Origin of the sequence: Cupriavidus necator A5-1 (assembly GCF_000744095.1) — a bacterium.
GTDB lineage: Bacteria > Pseudomonadota > Gammaproteobacteria > Burkholderiales > Burkholderiaceae > Cupriavidus > Cupriavidus necator_A.
The window spans coordinates 56,393-78,153 of the sequence record NZ_JQLI01000001.1 but is presented as its reverse complement, the minus strand read 5'-3'; the positions used below and the strand labels follow the sequence as shown (position 1 = coordinate 78,153).

20 protein-coding genes and 2 pseudogenes are annotated in these 21,761 nt (G+C 61.8%); 5 read left to right on the top strand and 17 right to left on the bottom strand.

Annotated elements, in window-relative coordinates; translation table 11 throughout:
- Positions 1 to 300: 300 nt before the first annotated feature.
- The 16 genes from K307_RS50755 to K307_RS00310 all read right to left on the bottom strand — a co-directional run bounded on the left by K307_RS50755 (position 301) and on the right by K307_RS00310 (position 13,846).
- Positions 301 to 699 carry a tetratricopeptide repeat protein gene (locus K307_RS50755; RefSeq protein ID WP_419187096.1) on the bottom strand — a complete coding sequence of 133 codons (399 nt, stop codon included), beginning with the start codon at positions 697 to 699 and terminating at the stop codon, positions 301 to 303.
- A 9-nt stretch (positions 700 to 708) separates the two neighbouring features.
- Complete coding sequence (locus tag K307_RS00380; protein ID WP_042875616.1) at positions 709 to 1,104, bottom strand: PIN domain-containing protein; 396 nt, start codon at positions 1,102 to 1,104, stop codon at positions 709 to 711.
- Positions 1,101 to 1,346 (bottom strand): AbrB/MazE/SpoVT family DNA-binding domain-containing protein, encoded by a 246-nt coding sequence (locus K307_RS44950; protein ID WP_080744792.1) that lies wholly within the window; start codon positions 1,344 to 1,346, stop codon positions 1,101 to 1,103. Before K307_RS44950 ends, K307_RS00380 begins: the two co-directional genes overlap by 4 nt.
- A 100-nt stretch (positions 1,347 to 1,446) precedes the next feature.
- Positions 1,447 to 2,154, bottom strand: a complete 708-nt coding sequence (locus tag K307_RS00375; protein WP_042875615.1) for a tyrosine-type recombinase/integrase — start codon at positions 2,152 to 2,154, stop codon at positions 1,447 to 1,449.
- 152 nt (positions 2,155 to 2,306) lie between these two features.
- Complete coding sequence (locus tag K307_RS00370) at positions 2,307 to 3,068, bottom strand: methyltransferase (protein ID WP_230625378.1); 762 nt, start codon at positions 3,066 to 3,068, stop codon at positions 2,307 to 2,309.
- Between the two features lie 94 nt (positions 3,069 to 3,162).
- Positions 3,163 to 4,929 carry a hypothetical protein gene (locus K307_RS00365; protein ID WP_155301007.1) on the bottom strand — a complete coding sequence of 589 codons (1,767 nt, stop codon included), beginning with the start codon at positions 4,927 to 4,929 and terminating at the stop codon, positions 3,163 to 3,165.
- Positions 4,930 to 5,584: 655 nt separating this feature from the next.
- A complete protein-coding gene (gene pilM / locus K307_RS00355) occupies positions 5,585 to 6,283 on the bottom strand; it encodes a type IV pilus biogenesis protein PilM (protein ID WP_042875609.1) in 699 nt (232 codons plus the stop codon).
- Positions 6,284 to 6,287: 4 nt separating this feature from the next.
- Positions 6,288 to 7,070, bottom strand: a complete 783-nt coding sequence (locus tag K307_RS48400; protein WP_042875607.1) for a hypothetical protein — start codon at positions 7,068 to 7,070, stop codon at positions 6,288 to 6,290.
- A gap of 1 nt (position 7,071) precedes the next feature.
- On the bottom strand, positions 7,072 to 7,596 hold the full coding sequence (locus K307_RS48395) for a tetratricopeptide repeat protein (RefSeq protein ID WP_196251497.1): 525 nt from the start codon (positions 7,594 to 7,596) through the stop codon (positions 7,072 to 7,074).
- 58 nt (positions 7,597 to 7,654) lie between these two features.
- Positions 7,655 to 8,797 carry a hypothetical protein gene (locus K307_RS48390; protein WP_196251496.1) on the bottom strand — a complete coding sequence of 381 codons (1,143 nt, stop codon included), beginning with the start codon at positions 8,795 to 8,797 and terminating at the stop codon, positions 7,655 to 7,657.
- Positions 8,798 to 8,825: 28 nt separating this feature from the next.
- On the bottom strand, positions 8,826 to 9,143 hold the full coding sequence (locus K307_RS00335; RefSeq protein WP_042875603.1) for a hypothetical protein: 318 nt from the start codon (positions 9,141 to 9,143) through the stop codon (positions 8,826 to 8,828).
- 43 nt (positions 9,144 to 9,186) lie between these two features.
- Positions 9,187 to 10,074 carry a putative quorum-sensing-regulated virulence factor gene (locus K307_RS00330; protein WP_051974528.1) on the bottom strand — a complete coding sequence of 296 codons (888 nt, stop codon included), beginning with the start codon at positions 10,072 to 10,074 and terminating at the stop codon, positions 9,187 to 9,189.
- A gap of 19 nt (positions 10,075 to 10,093) precedes the next feature.
- Complete coding sequence (locus K307_RS00325) at positions 10,094 to 11,248, bottom strand: hypothetical protein (RefSeq protein ID WP_155301006.1); 1,155 nt, start codon at positions 11,246 to 11,248, stop codon at positions 10,094 to 10,096.
- Complete coding sequence (locus K307_RS44015) at positions 11,241 to 11,879, bottom strand: hypothetical protein (RefSeq protein ID WP_051974527.1); 639 nt, start codon at positions 11,877 to 11,879, stop codon at positions 11,241 to 11,243. Before K307_RS44015 ends, K307_RS00325 begins: the two co-directional genes overlap by 8 nt.
- 90 nt (positions 11,880 to 11,969) lie before the next feature.
- The gene (locus tag K307_RS00315; RefSeq protein WP_042875600.1) at positions 11,970 to 12,308 is read right to left on the bottom strand and encodes a hypothetical protein; all 339 of its coding nucleotides are present in this window, start codon (positions 12,306 to 12,308) and stop codon (positions 11,970 to 11,972) included.
- Between the two features lie 812 nt (positions 12,309 to 13,120).
- On the bottom strand, positions 13,121 to 13,846 hold the full coding sequence (locus tag K307_RS00310; protein ID WP_042875598.1) for an SDR family NAD(P)-dependent oxidoreductase: 726 nt from the start codon (positions 13,844 to 13,846) through the stop codon (positions 13,121 to 13,123).
- A gap of 654 nt (positions 13,847 to 14,500) precedes the next feature.
- Here K307_RS00310 and imuA point away from each other — a divergent pair.
- The 3 genes and pseudogenes from imuA to K307_RS00295 all read left to right on the top strand — a co-directional run.
- On the top strand, positions 14,501 to 15,205 hold the full coding sequence (imuA, locus tag K307_RS00305; RefSeq protein ID WP_042875597.1) for a translesion DNA synthesis-associated protein ImuA: 705 nt from the start codon (positions 14,501 to 14,503) through the stop codon (positions 15,203 to 15,205).
- Positions 15,132 to 16,595, top strand: a complete 1,464-nt coding sequence (locus K307_RS00300; protein ID WP_042875595.1) for a Y-family DNA polymerase — start codon at positions 15,132 to 15,134, stop codon at positions 16,593 to 16,595. Before imuA ends, K307_RS00300 begins: the two co-directional genes overlap by 74 nt.
- 9 nt (positions 16,596 to 16,604) lie before the next feature.
- Positions 16,605 to 18,953 (top strand): annotated as a pseudogene (locus tag K307_RS00295) (error-prone DNA polymerase); the annotation flags it as partial.
- 11 nt (positions 18,954 to 18,964) lie between these two features.
- On the opposite strand, the gene K307_RS00290 reads toward K307_RS00295, so the two are convergent.
- Complete coding sequence (locus K307_RS00290; protein WP_042875593.1) at positions 18,965 to 20,293, bottom strand: IS4 family transposase; 1,329 nt, start codon at positions 20,291 to 20,293, stop codon at positions 18,965 to 18,967.
- Between the two features lie 127 nt (positions 20,294 to 20,420).
- Here K307_RS00290 and K307_RS00285 point away from each other — a divergent pair.
- Together K307_RS00285 and K307_RS47185 are read left to right on the top strand one after the other, a co-directional pair.
- Positions 20,421 to 21,242: pseudogene (locus K307_RS00285) on the top strand (OB-fold nucleic acid binding domain-containing protein); the annotation flags it as partial.
- 222 nt (positions 21,243 to 21,464) lie between these two features.
- Positions 21,465 to 21,728 (top strand): hypothetical protein, encoded by a 264-nt coding sequence (locus tag K307_RS47185; protein ID WP_155301005.1) that lies wholly within the window; start codon positions 21,465 to 21,467, stop codon positions 21,726 to 21,728.
- Positions 21,729 to 21,761 lie beyond the last annotated feature (33 nt).

The following is a 21,761-nucleotide window of genomic DNA, read 5'->3' as shown; positions in this document are numbered from 1 at the left end:
GTCCCGTGCGCGTCCGCGCCTTGCAGTCACGCGATAAGAATATGAGCTTCCTAATTCTTTCTGTACTTCGAAACATACGTTCTCGACATTGTTTTCGCTTCGTCAATTTGTCTCGCGGTCATGACTCGTTCAAGCCCGTCGCGCAATCGGAGCGAAGACTGGTACTTGGCATCTCCACCCCTCATCGATGTGGAGAGCCAAGCGTAGGCTCGCACATTGTCCTTGGGTAAGCCTCGCCCTTGCATATAGAGAAGTGCCAAGGAATGCTGTGCTTGAGTGCTTCCTTTCTCGGCCGTCTGCCTATACAAGGTTACCGCCGACTGAAGGGAGTAGCATTCGCCAGTCTCGTCTGCATATATACTCGCTCGATCCGCCGATCGCTTCAAGACTCCCCTGCTCCTCGGCTAGTTCATACCAGTAAATCGCCCTTTTGCAATTCTTCTCTACTCCCGCAATCCCGGATCTGTGCAGCCCGGCCAAAAGTAGTTGTGCGGGAAGATAACCGGCGGCCGCCGAATCGTTGTACAGCCGAATTGCGGTCGCTGGGTCAGATTGCTCGTAAGATCTGGCAGCGTCGTAAAGCCCCTTCGGTGAAAAAGATGTCTCAGCTTCAGCGTACGGAGACGCTATAAGGGTCGATGTAAGTACCGCAAGGACGAGTCCAGCTGACGTACAGATCCGGTTGCTGTTCGGTTTCATACTTTTCTTTTACTTTAGGAGCCGCATTCCGGCGACCTTGGCCGCTTTCGTGTCAAACGTCATCGTGTATTCGCACTGCGCGTCGTGACACATCCGTTCGATGAGGCAGTCGGCGAAATCCGCCGACGAGCGGCCATATAGGCGCAAGGCCTTCCAGACTGTCTCCGCCGCTTCGACTACCAGCTCCTTCGTCCGCAGCAGCGTCTCGACCACCTGCGTAATTTCATCGCGGTCCGCACCATAAGCCCGCCCCAGCACCCACACGACTTCGACCAGTGCTACTTGGGTGACATAACCGGGGGAGTCTGCGGTCAGCGACTCGATCAGTTCTGTTGCCTGCTTAGCCTGCACAGGATCATCCTGCGCGAAATACCGGACCAGTACATTCGTGTCGAGACCGATCATCGGGCCGCGGCTCCCTGTTCCGCTATAGCGGCGTTCATGTCGTCAATCGAGACGGGCCTGGCGGGCTTGCGGATAATGCCTTTGAGAGCGGTTACCGAGCGGGTGGCAGGGACCATTTCATAGCGTCCCGTTTGTTCATTGAGCACGAATTCGATGCGGTCCCCGGTAGATAGGCCTAGATGGGTCCGAACATCCACAGGAATTGTGACCTGCCCTTTTGATGTCACGGTTGCAGAAGCCATAGCACCTCCTGATGTTTACATTCCTTACTTTAATGTAAGGAGCATGGAAGTGCAAGGGCATTCTCTCTTCTGGGTCTTAAGCGTGAAAGCGGCCTCGGCGTCACACGTCGCACCACTTACAGAGGCTGTCCCCCACCTCCGCCATGGCCTCCATCCGCTCCTGGCGCGGCACCTCCAGATACGGCGCGACATGATCCAGTTCGGCATGGCCCAACAGCAGTTGAACGGTTTCGATGGAATGACCCTGGGCAAGCAACCGGCTTGCGAACGTGCGTCGCCCGGAATGGCTGCTGTAACCGTTCGCCAGGCCAGCAGCGCGATAGAGGCCAGTCACGTAACTCTGCAGGCTGTCGGCCGCCAGGTACTCGACCCGCTCTCCCGCCTCGTTGATGCGGCGCTTGACGCTCAGCTCATAGCCGCTGCCCTTATGGGTCAGGATGAGGGTCGTCTTCGGCATCAGGCCGCGCCACTCGCTGCGATCAAGCGCAGTGCCCTTGTTGCGCCGCCACCGCCATTCGATGTAGCGCTCCAGGGCAACGACAGTCTTGGCGTGGCTGAGGTAGATGCAGCGCTGGCGGCAACCTTTCGTGATCGCGGCGCGCAGGCTCACCTCTTCGCGGAGCTTGCCTCCTGGCAACAGGATGTCGGCTACTTCGATTCGGGCGATCTCGGATACCCGCATCCCGCAGGTGAAGCCCAACAGCAGAATGAGCGCATCGCGCTCCGGGTGCCGGCTGGTGGCCTCGGTCACGCGGAGTAAATGGCGAATTTGGGAAGGCTTGAGGGTCTTGGCGCGCTTGATGGGCATGGTCTCTTCAATCTCGGAATACGCTCGATTTCGAGCTTCGTTACGAGAGAGAAACTGCCGGCGCTCCTTTCCATCATAAACCGGCTTTATTCCTGGCGTCCTCGGAAAAATCGGAGCACCCGCCTCGCGCTGGCTAGCCCGGCCCGGACAGGTCACCTTCTTATCAGACCTAACCGCTTCACGCGGAAATAGTGGCGATCACCGTGCTCACCATCGTGCCGGACGCCTTGAACGCCCCTTCGCGGAGGGGCTCGATCTGGCCACCGCGGGCATTGACCAGGTCGCGGAAAGACTCCGCGAGCCGATTCGAGCGGAAGCTCACGCCAGCTGCCATCACCGCTGTGATGGCGGCCGCCCGGGGCCAGAAAGTTCAGCGCGTGGGTGACGTGCCGGATGTCCGCCTGCTTTTCGAAGGGCGGGTTCATAATGATCCGATCGTATGCTGGAGTAGGAACCTGCTCCAGAAAATCGCCTTGCACGATCGAACGGGCGAAGCCGGCCTCACGCAGGACCTTGACGTTCGCCTCCAGCAACTCCACGCAGTCGACCGTGCAGATCTCGGCAGCGGGACGGGCGATGTTGCCAGTTCCAGCCTCCGGCTCCAGCATCGTCATGCCCGGGGACAGCCCTGCCAGCTCAAACAGGCGGGCCACAACATTGGGCGGGGTTGGGAAATAGCCGAAGTCCTGAGGAACCACGATCTCACCAGTCAGCAGGATCTGATCAATGGTGCTAGCCGCGTCGCGCTCGAACAGGTGCGCCTGCGCCTTACGATTCCACTTGCCGCCGGCGGCGTCGAGGACCTTGTTCACCCGCTTATACAGTGCCGGGTCCAGTTGCTGGGTCAGCTTGATGGCGTTGCCTTCCACCGCCGCGCGGTCCAGCACTGCCATCACTTCCATTGCGATCTTCATTGGTATCCACTCCGTTTCTGTGACACAAGGTATCTTGCAAAAACAGAGGGGGAACGGCGCAAATGCAGTGTTCTGGCAATGCACGAGATGGCCTTCATGGACGCATTCGTGCGTATCTCTCCGGGGCGAGTGTTGGATCGAGTTCGGCGTACCCGATCGCACGCTCAGAGCTAGCCGGCTCTAAGTCGGAATGGTGGCGACGACCGGCGTCCTTCTCGGCCCGAACTTGGTCTCCAGTTCCTTGTGTGGCTATGCTTCGGAACAGTTGGGTCGCGGCGTGGCCTCTCTCGATCAACTTGCCCGCGTCCCGCAACTCCTCACTCGCTGCATTTGCTAGTGCCATCCATTCCTCCGGATTCAGGCGCTTCAATTTTTCCAGCATCGATGGAGGCAGGAAGCTGAGGTCACCCGCCTGGCCTACGTCATCGAGCCTCTTCTCAAGCTCGCCTATATGCTCCGACACCTTCTCCAAGGTGCGCGCCAGGTCTTTTCGCTCCGGATCTGTCTCATTCCAGCGAGCAGAGAATTGGTGCACCGCCCGATCAAGGGCCGCGATATGTCTAGTTCGCGACTCGATCTCCTCGAGAACTTGCCGCCTATCACCGAACCGGTACAGCAGGCGAGACAAGAATCCGCCCTTCATCCTTGCCGCATGGTGAGCTTCGACCTCTTCCAGACGGTCAGCGGCGCTCCGCCTCGCCGTCCTACATCTATCGATCTTCTGTGAGAGGTCGGTCGCCTGGCTCATCGCTTCATTCAGTGCCATACGATATAGCGCGCCTCGGGAGGAGGCTTCATACCCCGACTTCAATATGGCAAGAACTTCCTCCCGCTTAGGTTTCGCCTCCTGCTGCCGGACCGCCATCTCGATATCAGCGATTGATTTCTGGAGGCTCGGCATAACTTTCAGCCGCGGATCGTCGTGCTCGATAGCGAACCCTTCATTCGTCAACCGACTGAGCTTAAGTCCCGACTGCGCCTCCCTGCGCCAGGCTATTGCCGCCGAGAGCGAGTCGTGGGTTTGAGCTCTGGTCGCCGTACGTAGATCTCCCAAGGTCTTATCGATCTCTCTGACCGTACCCGCTAGCGCTGTGGTCAGGCCAGGAGAAAACAGTTCCAGGCGCTCCAAGCCGCAGATGCCGCCATTACGTAGCTCGGCAGCGATCTTGCTCGGCAGGTGCTCATCGACTGCACTCTTTCTCGCTAGCAGAACATCGATCAAGACTTCTGCAAGCGGTCCACGATCTTGGTGGGCAAGCAAGCGGCTGCCGAAATCGTCATGCTGGACCACCCACTGGCGTACCGGTGGTTGCTCTGCTGGCAGAGCAAGCTCATACAGGTAGGTCTTACAGAATGATTCGACGCGGTCCGTGACCGCTCGAAGCTCACCATCGCTGCTGGCCTTTGCATATTCTTCGACAAGGGGCTTCAGCTTCAGCTCCGCTTCTTGCACCGTTAGCGGCGCACCGGCGAGCCCGTCTGATTCGAGCCCGAAGTTTCGGTAGAAGATCGCGTCAGGCGGGAAATCGAATTCTGCGAGCACCCCGATCCCTCTTGTGTCCTTTGAGGCGAGGCCAATGTTCTCGTTCGCTGTCTCTGCATAGCCCCGAGCGACAGCGAATTGGGGCGTAGCATGCTTGAAGTGCGCGTCGAATGTACCCGCATTCACATCGGGATCTTTCGAGCCTCTATAAACCTTTACACCATGCAGGAGCGGGCGATTAGAGCGTAGGTTTGCTGCCAGTAAGGCGGTAAAGCCAGATGCGGCTGGAATCTGGTCAGCCCCCACTACCTGCGCCATCCCGTTCTCAACTACCTCCCGAATCCGTCGGTGCAAAGAGGCGTTCAGCGTCTCCATCATCTTGGTCCCGTGGCTCAGAATAGCGAATCGTCGACGGAGGGATACATCGCAAGTACTTCGCGTAGCGACCTGCCAATAGCGTTTCGCTGCATCGAGGTGATTGCCTCTGACGTTAGGGTGTTAGCCTCAAACAGGATCGATCCCTCGCCATCCTTGCCGAGAGCAACGACTCGGACCAAATCGGGGCGCGCACTTCTTCTGACCCCGAGTGACGTCACTATCCAGGCGGTGTCGACGGCGTGGCGACTGACCACATCCGCATCGAGTGATCGCAATGGGACATTCGAGAACGCTTCAACTATCTCCTTTGGTGCTCCCTGCGCCGTCGAAAGATGTGCTCTGTTCCGATAGGCCCATATGACCGCGGTTGACATCCCAGGGGCGGAGCCAATTACCAGTTCCGGCAGTGGCCTCCCGCTCTCCTCGTGAAATCCGGTCCTTGAAATGGCGTAGCCGAATAGTCTATTCATACTCATCTTCCAATCTACGGGTGGAGCCTTTTTCAAACTCAGGATCGACGATGAATCCTCCCCGTTTTCCGGCCACGGCGGCCGGTCTCTTACGAAGTGCCATGACTGCCGTGCGGCAACTGATCTCTCTGGCCAGCAGTAGGGACAAGACGTTCCACCCATATCGCATCAGCATCGTCCGACCCTCAAGTGGTTGAGCAAGGGGTGTAGGTGGGTCCCACGCCGGCCGGCGCGTCCTGCCAGTTGGTGAAAGTGCCATCCTCATACTGGAATTGCTCCTGCAACACCGGCCCGTTGTTCCACACGCCAGTGGGCGAATTGCCGTAGCGGTCCTGACATGTCACCCTACGGATGATCCTTGGAAGGCTGGTGGTCGCGTCGATGTAGACCACCGAAGCCCCATTCGGTATCCCTGCGGGGAGCGATACCGGCGCAACCGCTCCGCTCGACGTGATGATGAGCTGCTGGCCCTGCGCGACACCGACCGTTCCGCGAGCGCTCATCGCCGTCTGCAGCTCAGCGCGCACGCCGGGTATCAAGCGGGAGTTCACCCCGCTCGGGGTGTAGAAGAGGAAGATCTCGCCGTTACGTAGGAAGCCCTGTACGTCCGAGCGGCGGCTAAACCAGGAGGACTGAGCGGCCGCGTCCGGCATGAACTGCTGTACTGGCCCGGTGAAGGTCCTGAAGTTGGCGTAGTTCACCAGGTTCCCGCCGGTTTGGGCGAGCGCGTAGTTCACGATGGCCGCGCGATAGTTCTGCATGTTGGTGACCACGCTGCCCACATCGAGCTCCGCGGCCTGGGTGTCCTGATCCTCAGCGTTAGAAGAGGCGAAATAGCCGAACCAAATGAACATCGCAAGTGCGATGGCAAGCCCGACGGGCATGGTTTCAGTCCTTGAAAGTGGTTTGATTACGCCGCTGCAGCTCGGCAGCCGTCTGATAAATGGCCAGCATCGTCCCGGGCATGCCCCTGCCGTGCTGGGCACCCGCCTGAAGCTGGTCGAGCGCGGCGCGTAGTTCCCGCGCATTGCTGTGGGGATCCCCTGGCTTGGCCCCGCTCACTTTGGCATTGAACTCCAGGATCCTGGCTGCACCGCGCCAGTTTCCGTTGGCGGCGAAGTAAGTCAGCGCGACGAGGTCGGCCAGTCGCTCTGACGCTCGCACGTCCCGGAAAGTGGCGCCTGCCCGGCCCGCCGCGCGCCGAGTCTGGTGCCATTCCATACAGTGGCCAAACTCATGGGCGGCCAAGTAGTGGAGTGCCTCCACGTACTCGAAAGCGCCGGAACGCACGTAACCGTCCAGCAGGTCACTACGGCTGGAGTCATAGAAGATCACGCACGTCGGCAGCTCGCTGCTCTCACTGAATCCTCCAACCGCACGCGCGACCTTCATGTTGTCATAGGCCTGCATAGCGAGAAGCTCATCGGCGCTATGACTGGTGGTCGCCTGCAGGAAGCCGCGCACTGCTGCATCCCCGGTGTCGAAGGTCAGAACCTGCAGCGGTGTATCGGCCTCCCGGCTGTAGCTGGCGAGCATCTGCCCAACCACGTGACCGAGATCGCTCAAGAAGGTCTGCGACGGCGCGGCCTGCCCCGCGACCGGGGCGAACGCGGCGCCGACGGCAAGCCATGGGAGGAGCGCGCGCTTCGCACGCGAGATGAAGGAAGCCACGCTAGTTGCTCGGTGACTGGTTCTGGAGCTGCTGCAGGGCCTGCAGGAAGGACGCTGGCGGAGCGTATCCAGCCTGGGCCGCCTGGTCATACCAGTATTTGGCCTGCTGTAAATTGTTGTTTCGCGTATAGAGCAGCCCCAGGTTACACATTGCCTGTGCGCTGCCCGCATTCGCCGCCTTGGTGTACCACTGGGCAGCGGTGTCCAGGTTCGGGCCCAACCCGCCGCCAACGTCATACAGCGTGCCGAAATTTAGCATCGCATCGACGATCCCCTTCGCCGCCGCCTTCTCATACCAGTAGCCTGCCTCAGCCGGGTCGAGGTTCACCCCCACCCCGCGCTGGTACATGAGGGCGAGGTTGAACTGGGCCTCCGGGTGACCATTGATGGCGAGCCGAAGGTATTGGCGATACGCCGTGTTGTAGTCGCCCTGCTTCACGGCGGTGTTTGCCGCCGTGAAGATGCTGCCCGCTGACTCGTTGACGTTCTGGGCCGCAGCGCCACCGTACGCAAGGGCGAGGACCATGCAAGCCAGCATTGACGCCAGCGGCCTGACTCGCCCCCCAACCACAGCAAATGCCGAGTCAACCACCCTCACGCTCCCTGTATTGCGGGATGGTAGCGCCCTCGCCGTAGCCGTTCTGTCGAAGCTCCTTTGTCGCCCTGTCGAGCGCACGCTTGTCGTATTCATGCGTTGCTCGTTGGCTGTTCTGATAAATCCGGCCCGCGGAGTCCACCATACGGGAAACCTGGTCCACGCGCCGCGTGCCTGACGCCGAACCGACCGACTGCCCTTGCTGGTACATCGAGACGCCATCGCGAGCGAGGCCGCTCAAATCCCTGGCGGTGGTATTTATGTCCCGATTGCCAGTGGCGCCGGCCACTGACTGTGCGAGGCCGATAGCCGAGCGGGCAATGTCCACGAAGTCCGCACCGACCTTGCGGGCCTGCACGTTTCGCGGCGTGGTGGCACTGAGTTGTGCCCTGAGGAGTTGGTGGACTGCGCGCGCGTATGCCCATCCGTAGCTCAGCGCGTCCGCGGCGTCGAAAACGGCCTGCGGGCCTTGCATGCGCATCTGGGCTACAGAGGCCTTCCATTTGTCCGGGGACTTCATATACGCAGCAAGTCCCATAAGCGGCGAGGAATCATTCTTCCACGCATCAGCAACAATCTCTCGGACTGCACTGTCGATCTGTTTGAGCGAGCGCGCCGGGGAATTGACGGCATTGACCGATTGGGCAAACCCAGCAAGCACCTCCGTCGGTGAGAGGCCCTCGAGCGCAGAGTCGGAGCGAATAAGTACTGAGTACGGCTCGGGGTTCACCCGGACAAGTTTCGCGGCCTCGCGCATCATTTCCATGGTGCCTGGCATGCGCTCCTGCAACCTCTCGCTTCGGAGTTCGATTGGGTTCGCTCCCGAAACGCCCGGCTTCTCCCCATGCGCGGAACCGTACGTCAGCGCGTACATTCCTGCGGCCGCCAACATCGCGCCTGAGATGGCCAGCACTGGTGCCGCTCGCCTCAGCCAGCCAACGAAGCGATCCTTATTTGGGCCGCTCGGTCCGTGCACCGTAATGCTGCTCGGCCGAGCCAATCCGCCCAGGCCGAGTTTCGCGCCTTTGGTACTGGAGAATCGAGCGATGAACTCCTGCGCTCTGGGGCTAAGCTTCGCAAGATTTGGCGGGACATCCGTTCCCGTCGGGTCGACTTGATCTGCTTTGGTCATAGTTTGCTCCGATCTGTGCGGAATCAGATCAGGCGACAGAAGCCGCCGGCGCGCCCTGGAGCACAAAGTCTCCGATGAGCTCGTTCGTGGCGGTGTCGCCCAGCATCACCAGCAGGCCCTCTGCACTGGCGACTGCTTCGATCACATCCTTCGAAACCGGGGCGGCGGGCGTGCCCAAGCGCTCAACGGTGCCGTCCGCGCACTTCCAGGTGATTGTGTCCGTGGAGATTCCAACGACAGTCGGCTCACCGCGCCCGTCGCGGGCGGGGATCATGACGGCGACCTGGTCATCGCGTCGCAGTTCGGCATACACCAGGGTCGTAATGTGTTCACTAGTCGTTTGCATGGTCTTTCCTTCTGGAGTTGGGTTTGTGCTGCTGGCGAGCTTCTCAGGCGCGCGGCCGCGGTGAAAAACTGAATCGGGGGGCGGTGTTGGACTGAGCCGGCTGCGGCGCCGTCACCGGTTCGGGTTTCGAAACCGATACCGATGCCTGCGGCGCTGGGTGGCCAGCGTCTGGGCGAGGCCATGGCCACGGTTGCCCGCCCTCCCGGTAGGCCCGCACCACGTACGGATCGATGTCGGCTTGCTCGAAGTACCAGCCCCAGTAGTCGCGCGGAACGTCGGCGATCGGGCGGCCCTTATGCTTGCCGAACGGCATGAACTCGGGAATCCGGGCAATTTCACTGATCTCCCACAGATCGGCGAAGGACCACTCGCTGTCAGGCCGGAGCGCGCCGCGCCATTGCAACTCGTGGACGATCAGATTGAGCAGCCGAAGGTTGATGCCAACGTCGACGGCAGCATCGTGCGCGTGCATGGCGAGTACTGGTGCGACCTCCGGCATCAGGAAATAGAGCAGCGCTGACTGTGTATGGCTGTCGCACTCGGGCCAGAGTCGTTGGGCCAAGACCAAGGTACAGATGCCCCTGATCTCACCGTATCCCTCCGACGGCGCCGCCGCGTGGATGACATCGATGTCGTAATCGATCTTGTGGCCGATCAGGTGCGTCAATCCGGCCGGCAGGCGGAACGTCGACGCCGGCGGGCAGTGCTCAACCGCCTGGTTCGTGATGTGGTGCGTGGCCATGGCCCCAAACTCGATCGGCTTGCCGGGATTGAAGCGCTGGACCATGGTGTCGCGGGCACACGCATCGCCAACGAGTTCGCCGGCGAGCTGCTTGATTTTGCCCGGAGACGGAATCGGGATCCATGCGGCCTCAACGAGGCCTGGGTCCCTCTTCCCGGTTGTTTCGGTGTCAAAAACCAGTGCGTTCATGGTCGATTTGGGCTCGGAATCACCCGCGCGGGCGGGGTCGGGAGGTTTGCGGGGTCTCGATCGCGTATGACTTCTGGATCTGGCCGTTGGTCTGGCTGCCGATCACTGCGTTGTTGACCCAGATGCGGCGACCGTCCTCCAGGCGCCGGATATGACCGCGGCGCATGTGCATTCTGGGGCTGGCTCTGCCGGTGCCACCAGTGCCGCCGCTGGCGCCTGCGCTGGAGCGTCCGGTCACGTCGATTGTCAGTACCTTCGTCTCAAACATCGGGAGCTTCCCATCTGCCGCGCGACGTTTGGCCAGCGGGCTGCCCGGTTCGATCCCTTTGGTGAGGGTGGACGCCTGAATATTGCTGCAGGAGCACGCTTCGATGAACTCGAGCACTGCGCCGGCTTCGAGCGAGATATCCCGCTGCAGATCGGCGATCACCTGGTCTTCCTGGCCCGGCCGCCCATCCATTGCAATTCGGAACATGTCGAGCATCGCTGGGACCATGCCACCCACAAGCATTGGCCGGCGGCCGGCCACGAAGGGCGCAGCGGAATCGGTCGGCCGTTGGTGCCTTTCGCGGCGCAACTCCTGCGAGTACGAAGCGGAGTCGGGGTAGCGCTCTGGCAGCAGCCAAAACCCCGACTCCGGCGCCCAGATCGGCTCCAAATTGGGACCTGGCTGGACATAGGCGGCGCCCCAGACAAGGATTCCACGCTCACCGGCGCCGAGCTGAGGATTCTCCCGAGCCCAGTTGAGCAGCGAGCGGGCAATCATGTCGTGGTGTACCGGTGTCAGCCAATCCGGCAAGCTATCCCGGGTCACTTCGCACGCGTAGATCAGCCGTTTTGGGGCATGAAGCCGGTCGCCAATCTGCTCGGGGTTGAAGGGGACGAAGTATTCGATCGTGATTTCCGGAAACGGCAGTCGGAGCGGCCCGTCCTCCACGCCTCGAAATCCAGTTTCGAGGATGGCAGCGTTGTCGGGGACCGCGAAGTGCACCGCCTCGCCCAGGCGGTGCACGAGGTGTGTGAGGACGAACGCGTCGTGCCGCAATCCCCTCTTCTCAACCAACTGCACGTAGTTGCGCAACGACCGTTGGGCTTGCGCGGCATAGTTGCGCGCCGTGACAGGCGAATCGCCAACCATCGGCGCGGAGGTCAGATTGGTCAGGTTCTCAGGCACAGCGTAGGCGCTCCCTGTAGGGTTCTGGCTCGTTATCGAAATACAGCTCGTGGGGAACGAACGGTGTCATGTCTGGATGGAGAACATACGTATCGCTGTATTGGGCGAACATGTAGAGGAAGCCGGCAAACGAGGCCTGGTAGCTCCAAGGCACGATAGCCTCCGGAATCGGCTCGATCCCGTCGAGGGCATGCCACGGTTCCTCCGTGAGAGGAACCGGGTTTGCTATCGGCGGCAGCAGATCTTGGCGCTCGGCAGCGGCCACACGCCGGTCGACGGCCTTGACCTGGTCATGGATACGCCGGTCGGAGTCAGGAGAGAGCCCAAAGCGCACCCGGATGGCTTGCTCGATGCGAGTCTCTACTGCCTTGTAATCCGGAAGCAGCGCCTTCAGCGGGGACGGAAGGTCCCGGATATATGCCTCGGACGCGTCGTGTAGCAGTCCGTCAAGGGCAAACTCGGGATCGATGTGCCGGGCAACGATCACGCTGTGCTGCGCGACCGAATAGTGGAAGTCCAGCTGGTTCGCGTATCGACATTCCCTCGCCAAACCCAAGGCGATGTCACGGATGTCGAATTGTTCCGGTTCGGGGTGGGCGAGATTGACCCTCAGTCCGCTTCGAGTAGGCATCCAGCTACTTATATTTACGTTTGTCATTATGCTACGCAATTTAATAGGCGACGATTACCCGCCAAAGTTGGCGGACTGGGGGGCCGGGTTTCAGCCGTTTTGTCTGCGTGGCAGATTCATCGACTGTCTGGCATCCTCGACAAAGAAGCGAATCACCTTGGTGAAATCGGCCACCAAGCTTTGGGACAGCGTGCGCTGCCTGGCCGGCAAGTTGTTCTGCTCCATCATCTCAAGGACCACCAGACCGTAGCTATTCGCGATCTGCGCCAGCTTGTTCACGGACTTACGCTCTGCATCGTCCAGCTTCGATGCAGCAATCGTGGTCAGCCCCCTCAGCAGGTCGCAAAGTTGGGTCCAAAGATCCCTCAAGTCGGTTTCCGCTGCCGCGGCGCGCAACGAGGCCGATATGTCGATGTTCTTCGCGACCATGGTCAGCCCCGCGGACGATCATGAGTCGGGGCATCCTGTCCCTCTTCGGTGACTGTCCCCACGCCCCAACGGCGCTTCCAAGCAGAGAAGTACTCCGATGCAACTTCCATCGGCATCGAGAGTAGTGCCGGCCCGCCGGTCTCCCGCAAATCATGACTGGCAGCCTCGCTCTCGATGGCTCGAAGCGATGCCCGAACAGCAAACGTCATGCCGCCGGTTCCAAGCGGTGGTGGCGTATCATGGTCCGGATGCCAGTCCTTCACGGCTTCGGGTGTAAGGCCATTCCGCGCCAGGGCGGCTGACAGGAGCTGGCTCGAGCGGTGTATGACCGGTAGGGATGTCGGCATCGGGTGTCGGTAAAGAGGATTCTCACCAGATTCTAAACCATCCTTTGCAGTATCATGTAACGTCAAAACAAACTAAAGCGGCGCCACCGGGGCGCCGTCTCTTTTTTTCCTCACACCTCCGGTGCCACTACCCGACTTTGTTCCCCACCAAGACCGGTAGCTCAAGGACGTATTCCCATTTTGGCTCGTAGCCGGGGATCTCTAGAGGGTCTTTCTCTGCCAGTAAAGGTGCAGCCGGAATTCGTGAGACTGCGCTTTCCGAAAAATCAACAACTTAGCAGTTAGTTCTGCCAGCGCTCTCCTGTATTGGAACCGGAAATAGCGAGACTGCCCTGTTTTGAAGCGCGAGTTCGTTGGACTGCTCCGCACCGGTTGCTCACTGTCTCTTTCCCACCCTCGGCCGTTGGGCCACAATAGACCGACTGGCAGCAGCGGCGGCATGTCAACCGAAGATCCGCACTTCACTTAGAATCGCGCTCGCCCACCGGACATGTCAAAGACAGCGCCTGCGTTAAAGCGGCTGGCGTCTGAACATAGCCACGCTACCAGGTGTGCCACCTCAGCCGGATCACCGAGACGCCCCGCTGGGCTATCACGAACCATGGCCGCCACCTCGTGGCTACCGAGGGCATGGATCATATCGGTATCCATGGGGCCAGGCGCCACGCAATTAACGTAGATATTACGGCTCACCATCTCGCGGCCGATCGCTTTGGTCAGCGCCACCACGCCGCCGCTGGCCGCCGAGTATGCGGCCAGCCCGACCAGCCCCTCCTTGCCGGCCATCGAGCCCATATTGATGATGCGGCCGCCACCCCAGCGCAACATATGCGGCAGCATCGCCTGCAGGACGTACATGGTCCCAAGGAGATTCACGGCGATGATGCGATGCCATTGTCCGGCCTCGTGATTCTCGAACGGCTGCATCGGGCCGAGGTAGCCGGCACCGTTGATCAGGATGTCGAAGCGAAAACCGGCATCGACCAGTCGCGCCAGCGCCAACGCAACCTGCTCAGCATCGGAGACATCGACGACCTCAGTACTGGCGCCGTCCATCTGGAACGGCAAGATATCCCAAACGTGAACGCTTGCGCCGCTGTCGATCAGTTGCGCAACGATCGCCCGGCCGAGCCCCTTTGCACCGCCAGTCACCAGCGCCGTTTTCCCCGAAAGATCGTAACTATTGGACATGGCATCCTCCGCGCACACATGGCTGCGTAGAAGCGGTCGCATGCAGGGCGGGGCCGATCCCCGACGTCAGCCGGATTCGACAAGCGTTCCGATAAGCCGTAACAACTCGGCATGCTCTGGTCCGTGCGCATCGCGCACGAGGAAATCGCCAACGGCTATTTCGGATGTCTGGCCGCCCGATGGCATGTTGGACTCATGCCGGATGAACACTCGTCCTGAATCCAGGTCGTGAACCAGCGACCATCGGTCGCCATTGGAACTCCGATAGAGATCCCGTGCTCGCTGCGTCATGAACCACCCCCTCAATTTTGGCTGGCGACATCCCCAAGCATGCATCTATCCGATGCCGTACTCAATAAGGAGACTGTGGTGACCGTCTCGTTCGGGTCGACTGCGGCCCGTCGCCGGCGACCTTGTCCTTAAAAAAACTCGGTGCCCTGCGTCGGCGGGCTTTTTGCGACCGCCATGTCAGCGCAACGCTACCCGCCGCTGAATCCCCGCAGTCTCATCAATTCGGTATTTCCAGGGAAGCGGCGAAGTCTCACTAATCCGCTTCCCTGCACTTTATGGACCTAATTAAGCACATTTCGCCAGAGGTCACCAATACTGTATAAACATACAGTACACTGTACGGACAGACAGCTCTGCAGCCTCATGTCCACCCCAAACCCGGAAACCATCCACCCCGCACTTTGGCGCGCCTCCCAACTGGCGCGGCCGGCCGGTCGCACGCTGCCAACCGGCTATCCGGAACTGGCCAGCGAGCTGCCTGGCGGCGGCTGGCCGGTGGGCACGTTGGTTGAGTTGCTCACGCGGCAGCCTGGCGTGGGCGAGTTGCGCCTGCTGCGCCCGGCCCTGCTCGCCGCCGCTTCGCGGCCGGTTGCGCTGATTCAGCCGCCTCACACGCCACAGGCGCTCGCTCTGACAAGCTGGGGCTTGCCGGCCCAGCAGATCCTGTGGATTCGGGGACAGCGAACCGCCGACACGCTGTGGGCTACCGAGCAGCTGCTGCGCGCCGGTACTTGCGGCGCCGTACTGCTCTGGCAACAGCACATCCGCTCAGACGCGCTGCGCCGTCTCCACCTGGCCGCTCAGTCGGGCGAAGCCCTGTTTTGCCTCGTGCGCCCTATCGCCTGCGCGCGCGACGCTTCCCCCGCGCCATTACGCCTCGCCATCAGTCCGGCCGCCGGCGGCATCGAGGTGACCTTTCTCAAGCGGCGCGGCCCCCAGCAGGATGCGCCGCTGCTTATCTGGCTCGAGCCATCGCCGAGCCTTCTCCACCGCCATGTTGCGCCTGTGGATCTGCCTACACCTGCCATCGCTACCCCTCGAAGTGTTCCGGCCGAGCTGGTCCACTGAGCTGCCAACGGCAGTATTGGAAAGCGAGAAGGTGTGTGCCATGACCCCGATGGCAGCACGCGCCGGCGTTCGCCTTGGCATGCGCCGGGGCGGTGTACTGACCATGGCGCCGCAGACCCTCATCTTCGACCGGGCGCTCCAGAAGGAAGCCGAGAGCCTGCGTCGCGCCGCGACCGCCTTGCTCCAGTTCTCGCCCAATGTTGTCGAAGCAGAGGAGGCCTGCGTCCTGGTCGACGTATCGGCGAGCCTGCGACTCTTCGGCGGCATCCGGAAGCTGCTGCGCCGCGTACGCGCGACTGCCCGCGCGCTTGGCGTGACACCCGTGACCGGTTGCGCCCCGACGGCTGAGGGGGCTTGGCTGTTGGCACGCGCCGGCGGCGGCCGCGCGCTGTCCCATCGCTCCCTCGAGCGCCAGGTCACCGGGATGTCGGCGGCGGTGCTGCCAGCAGCCCGTCCCTACCTCGAATGGCTGGATGGCTTGGGCTGTAGAACGCTTGGTGACCTGCGCCAGCTGCCGCGCGCCGGCCTTCAGCGCCGGTGCGGCCAGGAACTCAACGAAACGTTGGACAGGGCACTCGGCTTGGCGCCCGAGATTTTCGAGTGGCTCGAAGCGCCGCCAAGCTTTACTGCACGCGCGGAACTGCCCGACCGCATCGAGCACGCCGAGGCGACCTTGCTCTATGCGCGCGGCCTGATTGTCCAGATGCTGGGCTGGCTGGCCGCCCATCAATTGGCCGTGACGAGGATTGCCGTCAAGCTGCAGCACGAGCGCGGGCGCTCCGCGGTGCCGCCCACGGTAGTCGAGATCGCCCTAGCGGAGCCCAGCTGGAGCGAGGACCACCTGATGCGCCTGCTGCGCGAGCGACTCGCCCGCGTACAGATGGAGGCCCCGATGATCGCCGTTCGCCTGTCGGTCACGGACGTACAGCCGAAGGATCCGCCCAGCGAAGATCTGTTTCCCGAGCCCGGCGGCACGCCGGAAGACCACGCACGGGTGATGGAGTTGCTCACCGCGAGGCTTGGCGCCGAGAACATCCTTCGCCCCGCCTTACAGGCAGACTACAGACCGGAGGTGGCCAACGGCTGGGAACCGGCCGTCGGCAAGCCCCGCCCAGCCCAGCGCGGGCCCAACCTCCCCCGCCCAGCATGGCTGCTCGACAAACCCATCGCTTTGCTGGAGCGGGACCACCGGCCGTTCTATGGCTCGCCCCTGCACCTGGTATCGCCACCCGAGCGCATCGAGGCGGGGTGGTGGGCGGGCGACCTGGTGACCCGCGACTACTACGTCGCCGAGGGTAAGGACCATTCGTTCTACTGGATCTTTTGCGAGCGGATGGCCAGCCCTGAGGGCGACACAGCTCGGTGGTACCTGCACGGGCTGTTCGGTTGAGACTCGCAAATGGACACAGATCTGACCGCCGCGGGCCTGCCCGGCTACGCCGAGCTTCACTGCCTCTCGAACTTCTCGTTCCTTAAAGGCGCTTCGCGCGCGGAGGAGTTGGTGGAGCGCGCCGTGCAGCTGGGATACAGCGCCCTGGCTATCACAGATGAGTGCTCCCTTGCGGGCATCGTGCGGGCACACACGGAGGCAAAGCGCCACGGCCTGAAGCTGCTGGTTGGGGCATGGTTCCGCCTGGTGAACGAGGATGGCAGCCCGTCGCTCTCCTTCGTCGCAATCGCGCGCAACCGCGAGGGGTATGGGAACTTGTGCGAGCTCATCACCATGGCGCGCACTCGCGGCGCGGAAAAAGGAACCTACCGGCTCACTCAGCGCGACCTGGACCGACCCGGGCCGGGGTTTGAGCATCTACGTGGATTGCCTGACTGCACGATCATCTTTACGCCGGACTTCTGCACCCCGGAGGCGACCCTCGATGCCCAGGCACGGTGGATCACCGCCACCTTCGCCGGCCGCGCGTGGATCAGCCTCACCCTGCTGTACCGGGCCATGGATGACATCCACCGGGCAGGAGTACTGCGCGCATCAATCACCAACCACCTGCGCCTGGTGGCCACCGGGCACGTGCTCATGCACGTGCGTTCGCGCAAACCCATCCATGACGTGCTCAGTGCCATCCGTCTGCGCAAACCGGTACCAGCGTGCGGGTACGAGTTGACTGCGAATGCGGAGCAGCACCTGCGCTCCCGCCTCCGTCTGGCCAACATCTATCCGCACCGCGCGCTTACCGAGTCCGTGCAAATCGCCAATCTCTCGACCTTTTCGCTCGATGAGTTGCGCTATGAATACCCGGACCAACTGACTCCGCCCGGCGTGTCGCCGGAAGACTACCTACGGCAGGAGACGTTCGCCGGCGCGTATCGACGCTTTCCCCAAGGGTTCCCGCTCTCGGTCCAGTCCCAGATAGAGCACGAGCTCGCGCTGATCAAGGACCTTCGGTACGAGCACTATTTCCTGACTGTGTACGACATCGTCAGGTTTGCGCGCAACAACGGCATCTTGTGCCAGGGGCGCGGCTCTGCAGCCAACTCAAGTGTGTGCTACTGCCTGGGGATCACCGAGGTTGATCCGGCGCGCGGCAACTTGCTTTTCGAGCGCTTTATCTCGAAGGAGCGCAACGAGCCACCCGACATCGACGTCGACTTCGAGCACCAGCGGCGCGAAGAGGTAATCCAGTACCTCTATCGTCGATACGGCCGGGACCGCGCCGCCCTCACCGCGGCGGTGGCCACTTATCGCCCCCGCGGCGCGCTGCGCGAGTCAGGAAAGGCCTTGGGCATGGATCCGGCCATCGTCGACCAGGTCGCCAAGGCTCACCACTGGTTTGATTCCCGATCCGACCTGATCAAGCGGTTTGTCGAATGCGGCCTGGACACCGAGAGCGAGCTCACCCAGCGATGGGCAAGCATGGCAACGCAGCTGCTCGGTTTCCCCCGTCATATCTCTCAGCACCCTGGCGGTTTCGTCCTTTCGGCGGGCAAGCTGTCACGTCTGGTGCCCATCGAGAATGCGGCCATGGCCGCGCGAAGCATCATCCAGTGGGACAAGGATGACCTCGACGCGCTCGGCCTCCTCAAGGTCGATATCCTCGCCTTGGGAATACTATCCGCCATCCGTCGCACGCTGGACTTGGTGAGCGAGCAGCGCGGCGAGCTCTTCGAAGTGCAGGACATCCCGGCAGAGGATCCCGAGACTTACGACATGCTGTGCAAGGCGGACACCATCGGCGTGTTCCAGATCGAGTCGCGCGCGCAGATGTCAATGCTGCCGCGGCTGCGTCCCCGCACCTTCTACGACCTGGTGATTGAGGTCGCCATCGTGCGGCCTGGTCCCGTGCAGGGCGGCATGGTCCATCCATTCCTGCGCAGGCGGCAAGGCCTCGAGCCGGTGACCTACCCAAGCGAGGCGATGAAAGTCGCCCTCTCCCGTACGCTGGGGGTCCCAATCTTCCAGGAACAGGTCATGCAGGTGGCCATGCTCGCGGCCGGATTCACCGCCGGCGAGGCCGACCAGTTGCGGCGCGCGATGGCGGCCTGGAAGCGTAAAGGAGGGCTGGAGAAGTACCAAGAGCGCATCGTCACCGGCATGCTCGAGCGGGGCTACGATCTGGAGTTCGCGGAAAACATCGTCCGACAGATTCAAGGGTTTGGCGAATATGGATTCCCAGAGAGCCACGCGGCCAGCTTCGCCCTGCTAGTCTATGCGAGCGCCTGGCTCAAGCGCCACGAGCCGGCGGCCTTCCTCTGCGCGCTACTCAATAGCCAGCCGATGGGGTTCTACAGCATCTCCTTATACAGAAGTCATGACTCTTCCCGCAGTGCCTGAATGGTGAGCGCGGCATCCATGGTTCGCTGCATGCCGATCCAGATCGTCTTGGCGCCGGGCTCACCATCGCTCTTGCGCCCAAGGAACCCACCCAGGGAAGCCACCAACCGAATCATCTGATTGAGTGTGACTGGTACCTTCGGGCGGGCTTTTTTGGCGAGCACGTATGCCCCCCGAATCTCGTCGGCGTCGAAGAACAGTGACGCATCCAGATCCGGGCAGGTTCTGCCCAACCGCATCAAGCGGGCAATGCGCCACGCCACCACCATATACAACGCCAAGGCCCGCTCCACGCGATCCATGTGCGATAGCTGTAGCGCTTCGACCTTGCAGCCGGTCTTCAGGACATGGAAGAACATCTCCACCTCCCATCGGGCTCGGTACCAGTCGACGAGTTCGATGACAGCATCGGCGTCCTGCGCTTCTCGGTTCGTCAACAAGCGCCAAACCACTGGCTTGATGCCAGCGGGCGCTCCGATCTCCCTGGCCTCCACACAGGTGAGCGCCGCTCCAATCGTACCCGGCAGCTGCACACGTTGTGCACGTAGCTCCTGTTTGACCTCGCGCGCTTTCTGGCCTGCACGCCCTGGCAAGATAAAGGTAATTTCCCCAAGCACCGGGCTGGCGTCAACGCTATCCCACAGCTTGCCCGCCTCAGCAAGGTTGCGGTTGTATTGGCTGCGGATCAGCCAGTCAGCCGGCTGGCCAAGTTCCTGGGCGCGCGCCATCAGCTCGGCGATGTCACCCTCGCGGTCCGTCACATACACCAGCCTTGTCTGGGGCAGCAGCGCGGCTTGCTCCGCCACCCGTTCGTACCCCTCGATCCAGCGCACGCTTTCCTTGATCCCGCTGCGGTGGCCATCGGCGTCCTTCAGTTCCCGAGCCCACATCCAGGCATCGATCACCCCCAGCGGCTCCCGGTCTGGCGTCACCGCGTAGGTCGGATGGAGATACATTCCCCGCTGGGCTTCGTAGCTCAACGGCCCCAGCCCCTCCATTTCCTGGCCATTGAAGTTCAGCTCGGTGGTGTCAGCGATGCACAGCACCACCGGAAATTGCGCGGCCCTCGCTGCAGTGCGCTCCCAATGGGGCTGCATCACGTCCCGCCAATCGATCTGCTCATTGCCCAGAAACCGATACGCCCCAATGGTTTGCGACCAGTCATCGCACGCACCGGGAATGCTCGCCGTAGGCAGGGCCGCAAACCGCTTGAGCAATTCCTTGGCGCGCCGATCCCGCCGCGGATCACCAAGATCCAGACTCTCAAATTCCTCGTCCACCCATGCCCCCGACTCGTTGCTCATTGCCGCTCGAAAATCCGAGAGTAAACGCGAGTCTGCGGATGTTTACAACCCCTTTCCCCAGAGTTTTCGCGGCATCAGCTATCCCGCCCCGCTGCGGAGGCCGTTCTACTTCTGTATAAGGAGATGGTTCTACAGCCCTTCCCAACTCGTGCAGGACGGCAAGCGCCACGGCGTCGAGGTACGGCCTGCCGATGTCACCATCAGCCTGTGGGATTCAACCCTTGAGCGGCGAGAAGGCGGGCAGCCTGCGGTGCGGCTGGGTCTATCGCGCCTACGCGGGATGCGCGAGGAGGCGGCGCAGCGCATCGAGATCGACCGGGCAGCTCGCCACTTCGACTCCATCAAGGATCTCGCGCGCCGCGCAGGCCTGGACCGCCACGACCTCCAGGTCCTCGCCGCGGGCAACGCCTTGCGCACGCTATCTGGCGATCGGCGCCAAGCGCTCTGGCAGGCGGCCGCTGCCGTACCCGACAAAGACTTGCTACGGCCTGCCGACCTGATCGAAGACCGCCCTGCCCTGCGCCCCCAGACGGAGGGCGAAGAGATCGTTGCGGACTATCGAGCCATGGGGCTCACGCTCAACCGGCATCCCCTAGCACTGCTGCGGCCGCAGCTCGCGGCGCGCCGCTTCGAGCCAGCCTCGGTGCTGAGCACTTACCAGAATCGGCAGCTCGCCCGCGGCTGCGGGATCGTAACGGTGCGGCAGCGGCCGAGCACCGCAAACGGCGTCTTGTTTATGACGATCGAGGATGAGACGGGCGTGGTCAACGTCATCGTTTGGCCGGGAGTGCTGGAGCGCTTCCGCAAGGAGATTCTCAACGCCTCGCTCATCGGGATCTATGGCCAGTGGCAATCCGAAGGCGACGTGCGGCACCTGATCGCGCAGCACGTCGTAGATCTGACACCGCTCCTCGGAGGTCTAGAGCCAGCGAGCCGAGACTTCTGCTAGACGGCCTCGGCCGCCGCATGACCTCAACTTGCTAGGTAAGCAGCCCCGCCGCGGCATCTCAATCCCAAGGCGGGCTCTCGAATACTTCGCTGTAGGGATCAGCGTTATGACGGTCCAAGCTCGCCCGATAGGCCTTCTGCACGATGAACCCCGTGTCTTCTGGCAACCGACTTTCTGTATCGGGAAAACCAATTGGGCACAGCCAGCGACTGAGCCAGCAATTTGTCAAAACTGGTCAGTCCTTTGATGCCAAGAGAGGTGTTTCCACTGCCCGGCATAAAAGAGGCTGCCCAAGTAGTAATGCGCTTCCTGTGGGTCCTCGGCACAGGTGTCTCGCACAAGCAGGAGTGCCGCCCGGCTACCGGAGCGTTCAACGCTCTGAACCCCATCCTTATTGATGCCCTTCCTTCTGATATCTCGGTCGCTGCTGCGGTTAAACTACTTGCCGGTAGTCAGGAGGAGACTAATGTCCAGCTTGCTCACTAGGATTCATCAGGGCCGACACGACACCGAAGATTA

Coding starts and splice junctions, on each gene's coding strand:
- K307_RS50755 (WP_419187096.1), bottom strand. CDS start 699: ATGAAACCGAACAGCAACCGGATCTGTACGTCAGCTGGACTCGTCCTT.
- K307_RS00380 (WP_042875616.1), bottom strand. CDS start 1,104: ATGATCGGTCTCGACACGAATGTACTGGTCCGGTATTTCGCGCAGGAT.
- K307_RS44950 (WP_080744792.1), bottom strand. CDS start 1,346: ATGGCTTCTGCAACCGTGACATCAAAAGGGCAGGTCACAATTCCTGTG.
- K307_RS00375 (WP_042875615.1), bottom strand. CDS start 2,154: ATGCCCATCAAGCGCGCCAAGACCCTCAAGCCTTCCCAAATTCGCCAT.
- K307_RS00370 (WP_230625378.1), bottom strand. CDS start 3,068: ATGAAGATCGCAATGGAAGTGATGGCAGTGCTGGACCGCGCGGCGGTG.
- K307_RS00365 (WP_155301007.1), bottom strand. CDS start 4,929: ATGATGGAGACGCTGAACGCCTCTTTGCACCGACGGATTCGGGAGGTA.
- pilM (WP_042875609.1), bottom strand. CDS start 6,283: ATGCCCGTCGGGCTTGCCATCGCACTTGCGATGTTCATTTGGTTCGGC.
- K307_RS48395 (WP_196251497.1), bottom strand. CDS start 7,596: ATGGTCCTCGCCCTTGCGTACGGTGGCGCTGCGGCCCAGAACGTCAAC.
- K307_RS48390 (WP_196251496.1), bottom strand. CDS start 8,797: ATGACCAAAGCAGATCAAGTCGACCCGACGGGAACGGATGTCCCGCCA.
- K307_RS00335 (WP_042875603.1), bottom strand. CDS start 9,143: ATGCAAACGACTAGTGAACACATTACGACCCTGGTGTATGCCGAACTG.
- K307_RS00330 (WP_051974528.1), bottom strand. CDS start 10,074: ATGAACGCACTGGTTTTTGACACCGAAACAACCGGGAAGAGGGACCCA.
- K307_RS44015 (WP_051974527.1), bottom strand. CDS start 11,879: ATGCCTACTCGAAGCGGACTGAGGGTCAATCTCGCCCACCCCGAACCG.
- K307_RS00315 (WP_042875600.1), bottom strand. CDS start 12,308: ATGGTCGCGAAGAACATCGACATATCGGCCTCGTTGCGCGCCGCGGCA.
- K307_RS00310 (WP_042875598.1), bottom strand. CDS start 13,846: ATGTCCAATAGTTACGATCTTTCGGGGAAAACGGCGCTGGTGACTGGC.
- imuA (WP_042875597.1), top strand. CDS start 14,501: ATGTCCACCCCAAACCCGGAAACCATCCACCCCGCACTTTGGCGCGCC.
- K307_RS00300 (WP_042875595.1), top strand. CDS start 15,132: ATGTTGCGCCTGTGGATCTGCCTACACCTGCCATCGCTACCCCTCGAA.
- K307_RS00290 (WP_042875593.1), bottom strand. CDS start 20,293: ATGAGCAACGAGTCGGGGGCATGGGTGGACGAGGAATTTGAGAGTCTG.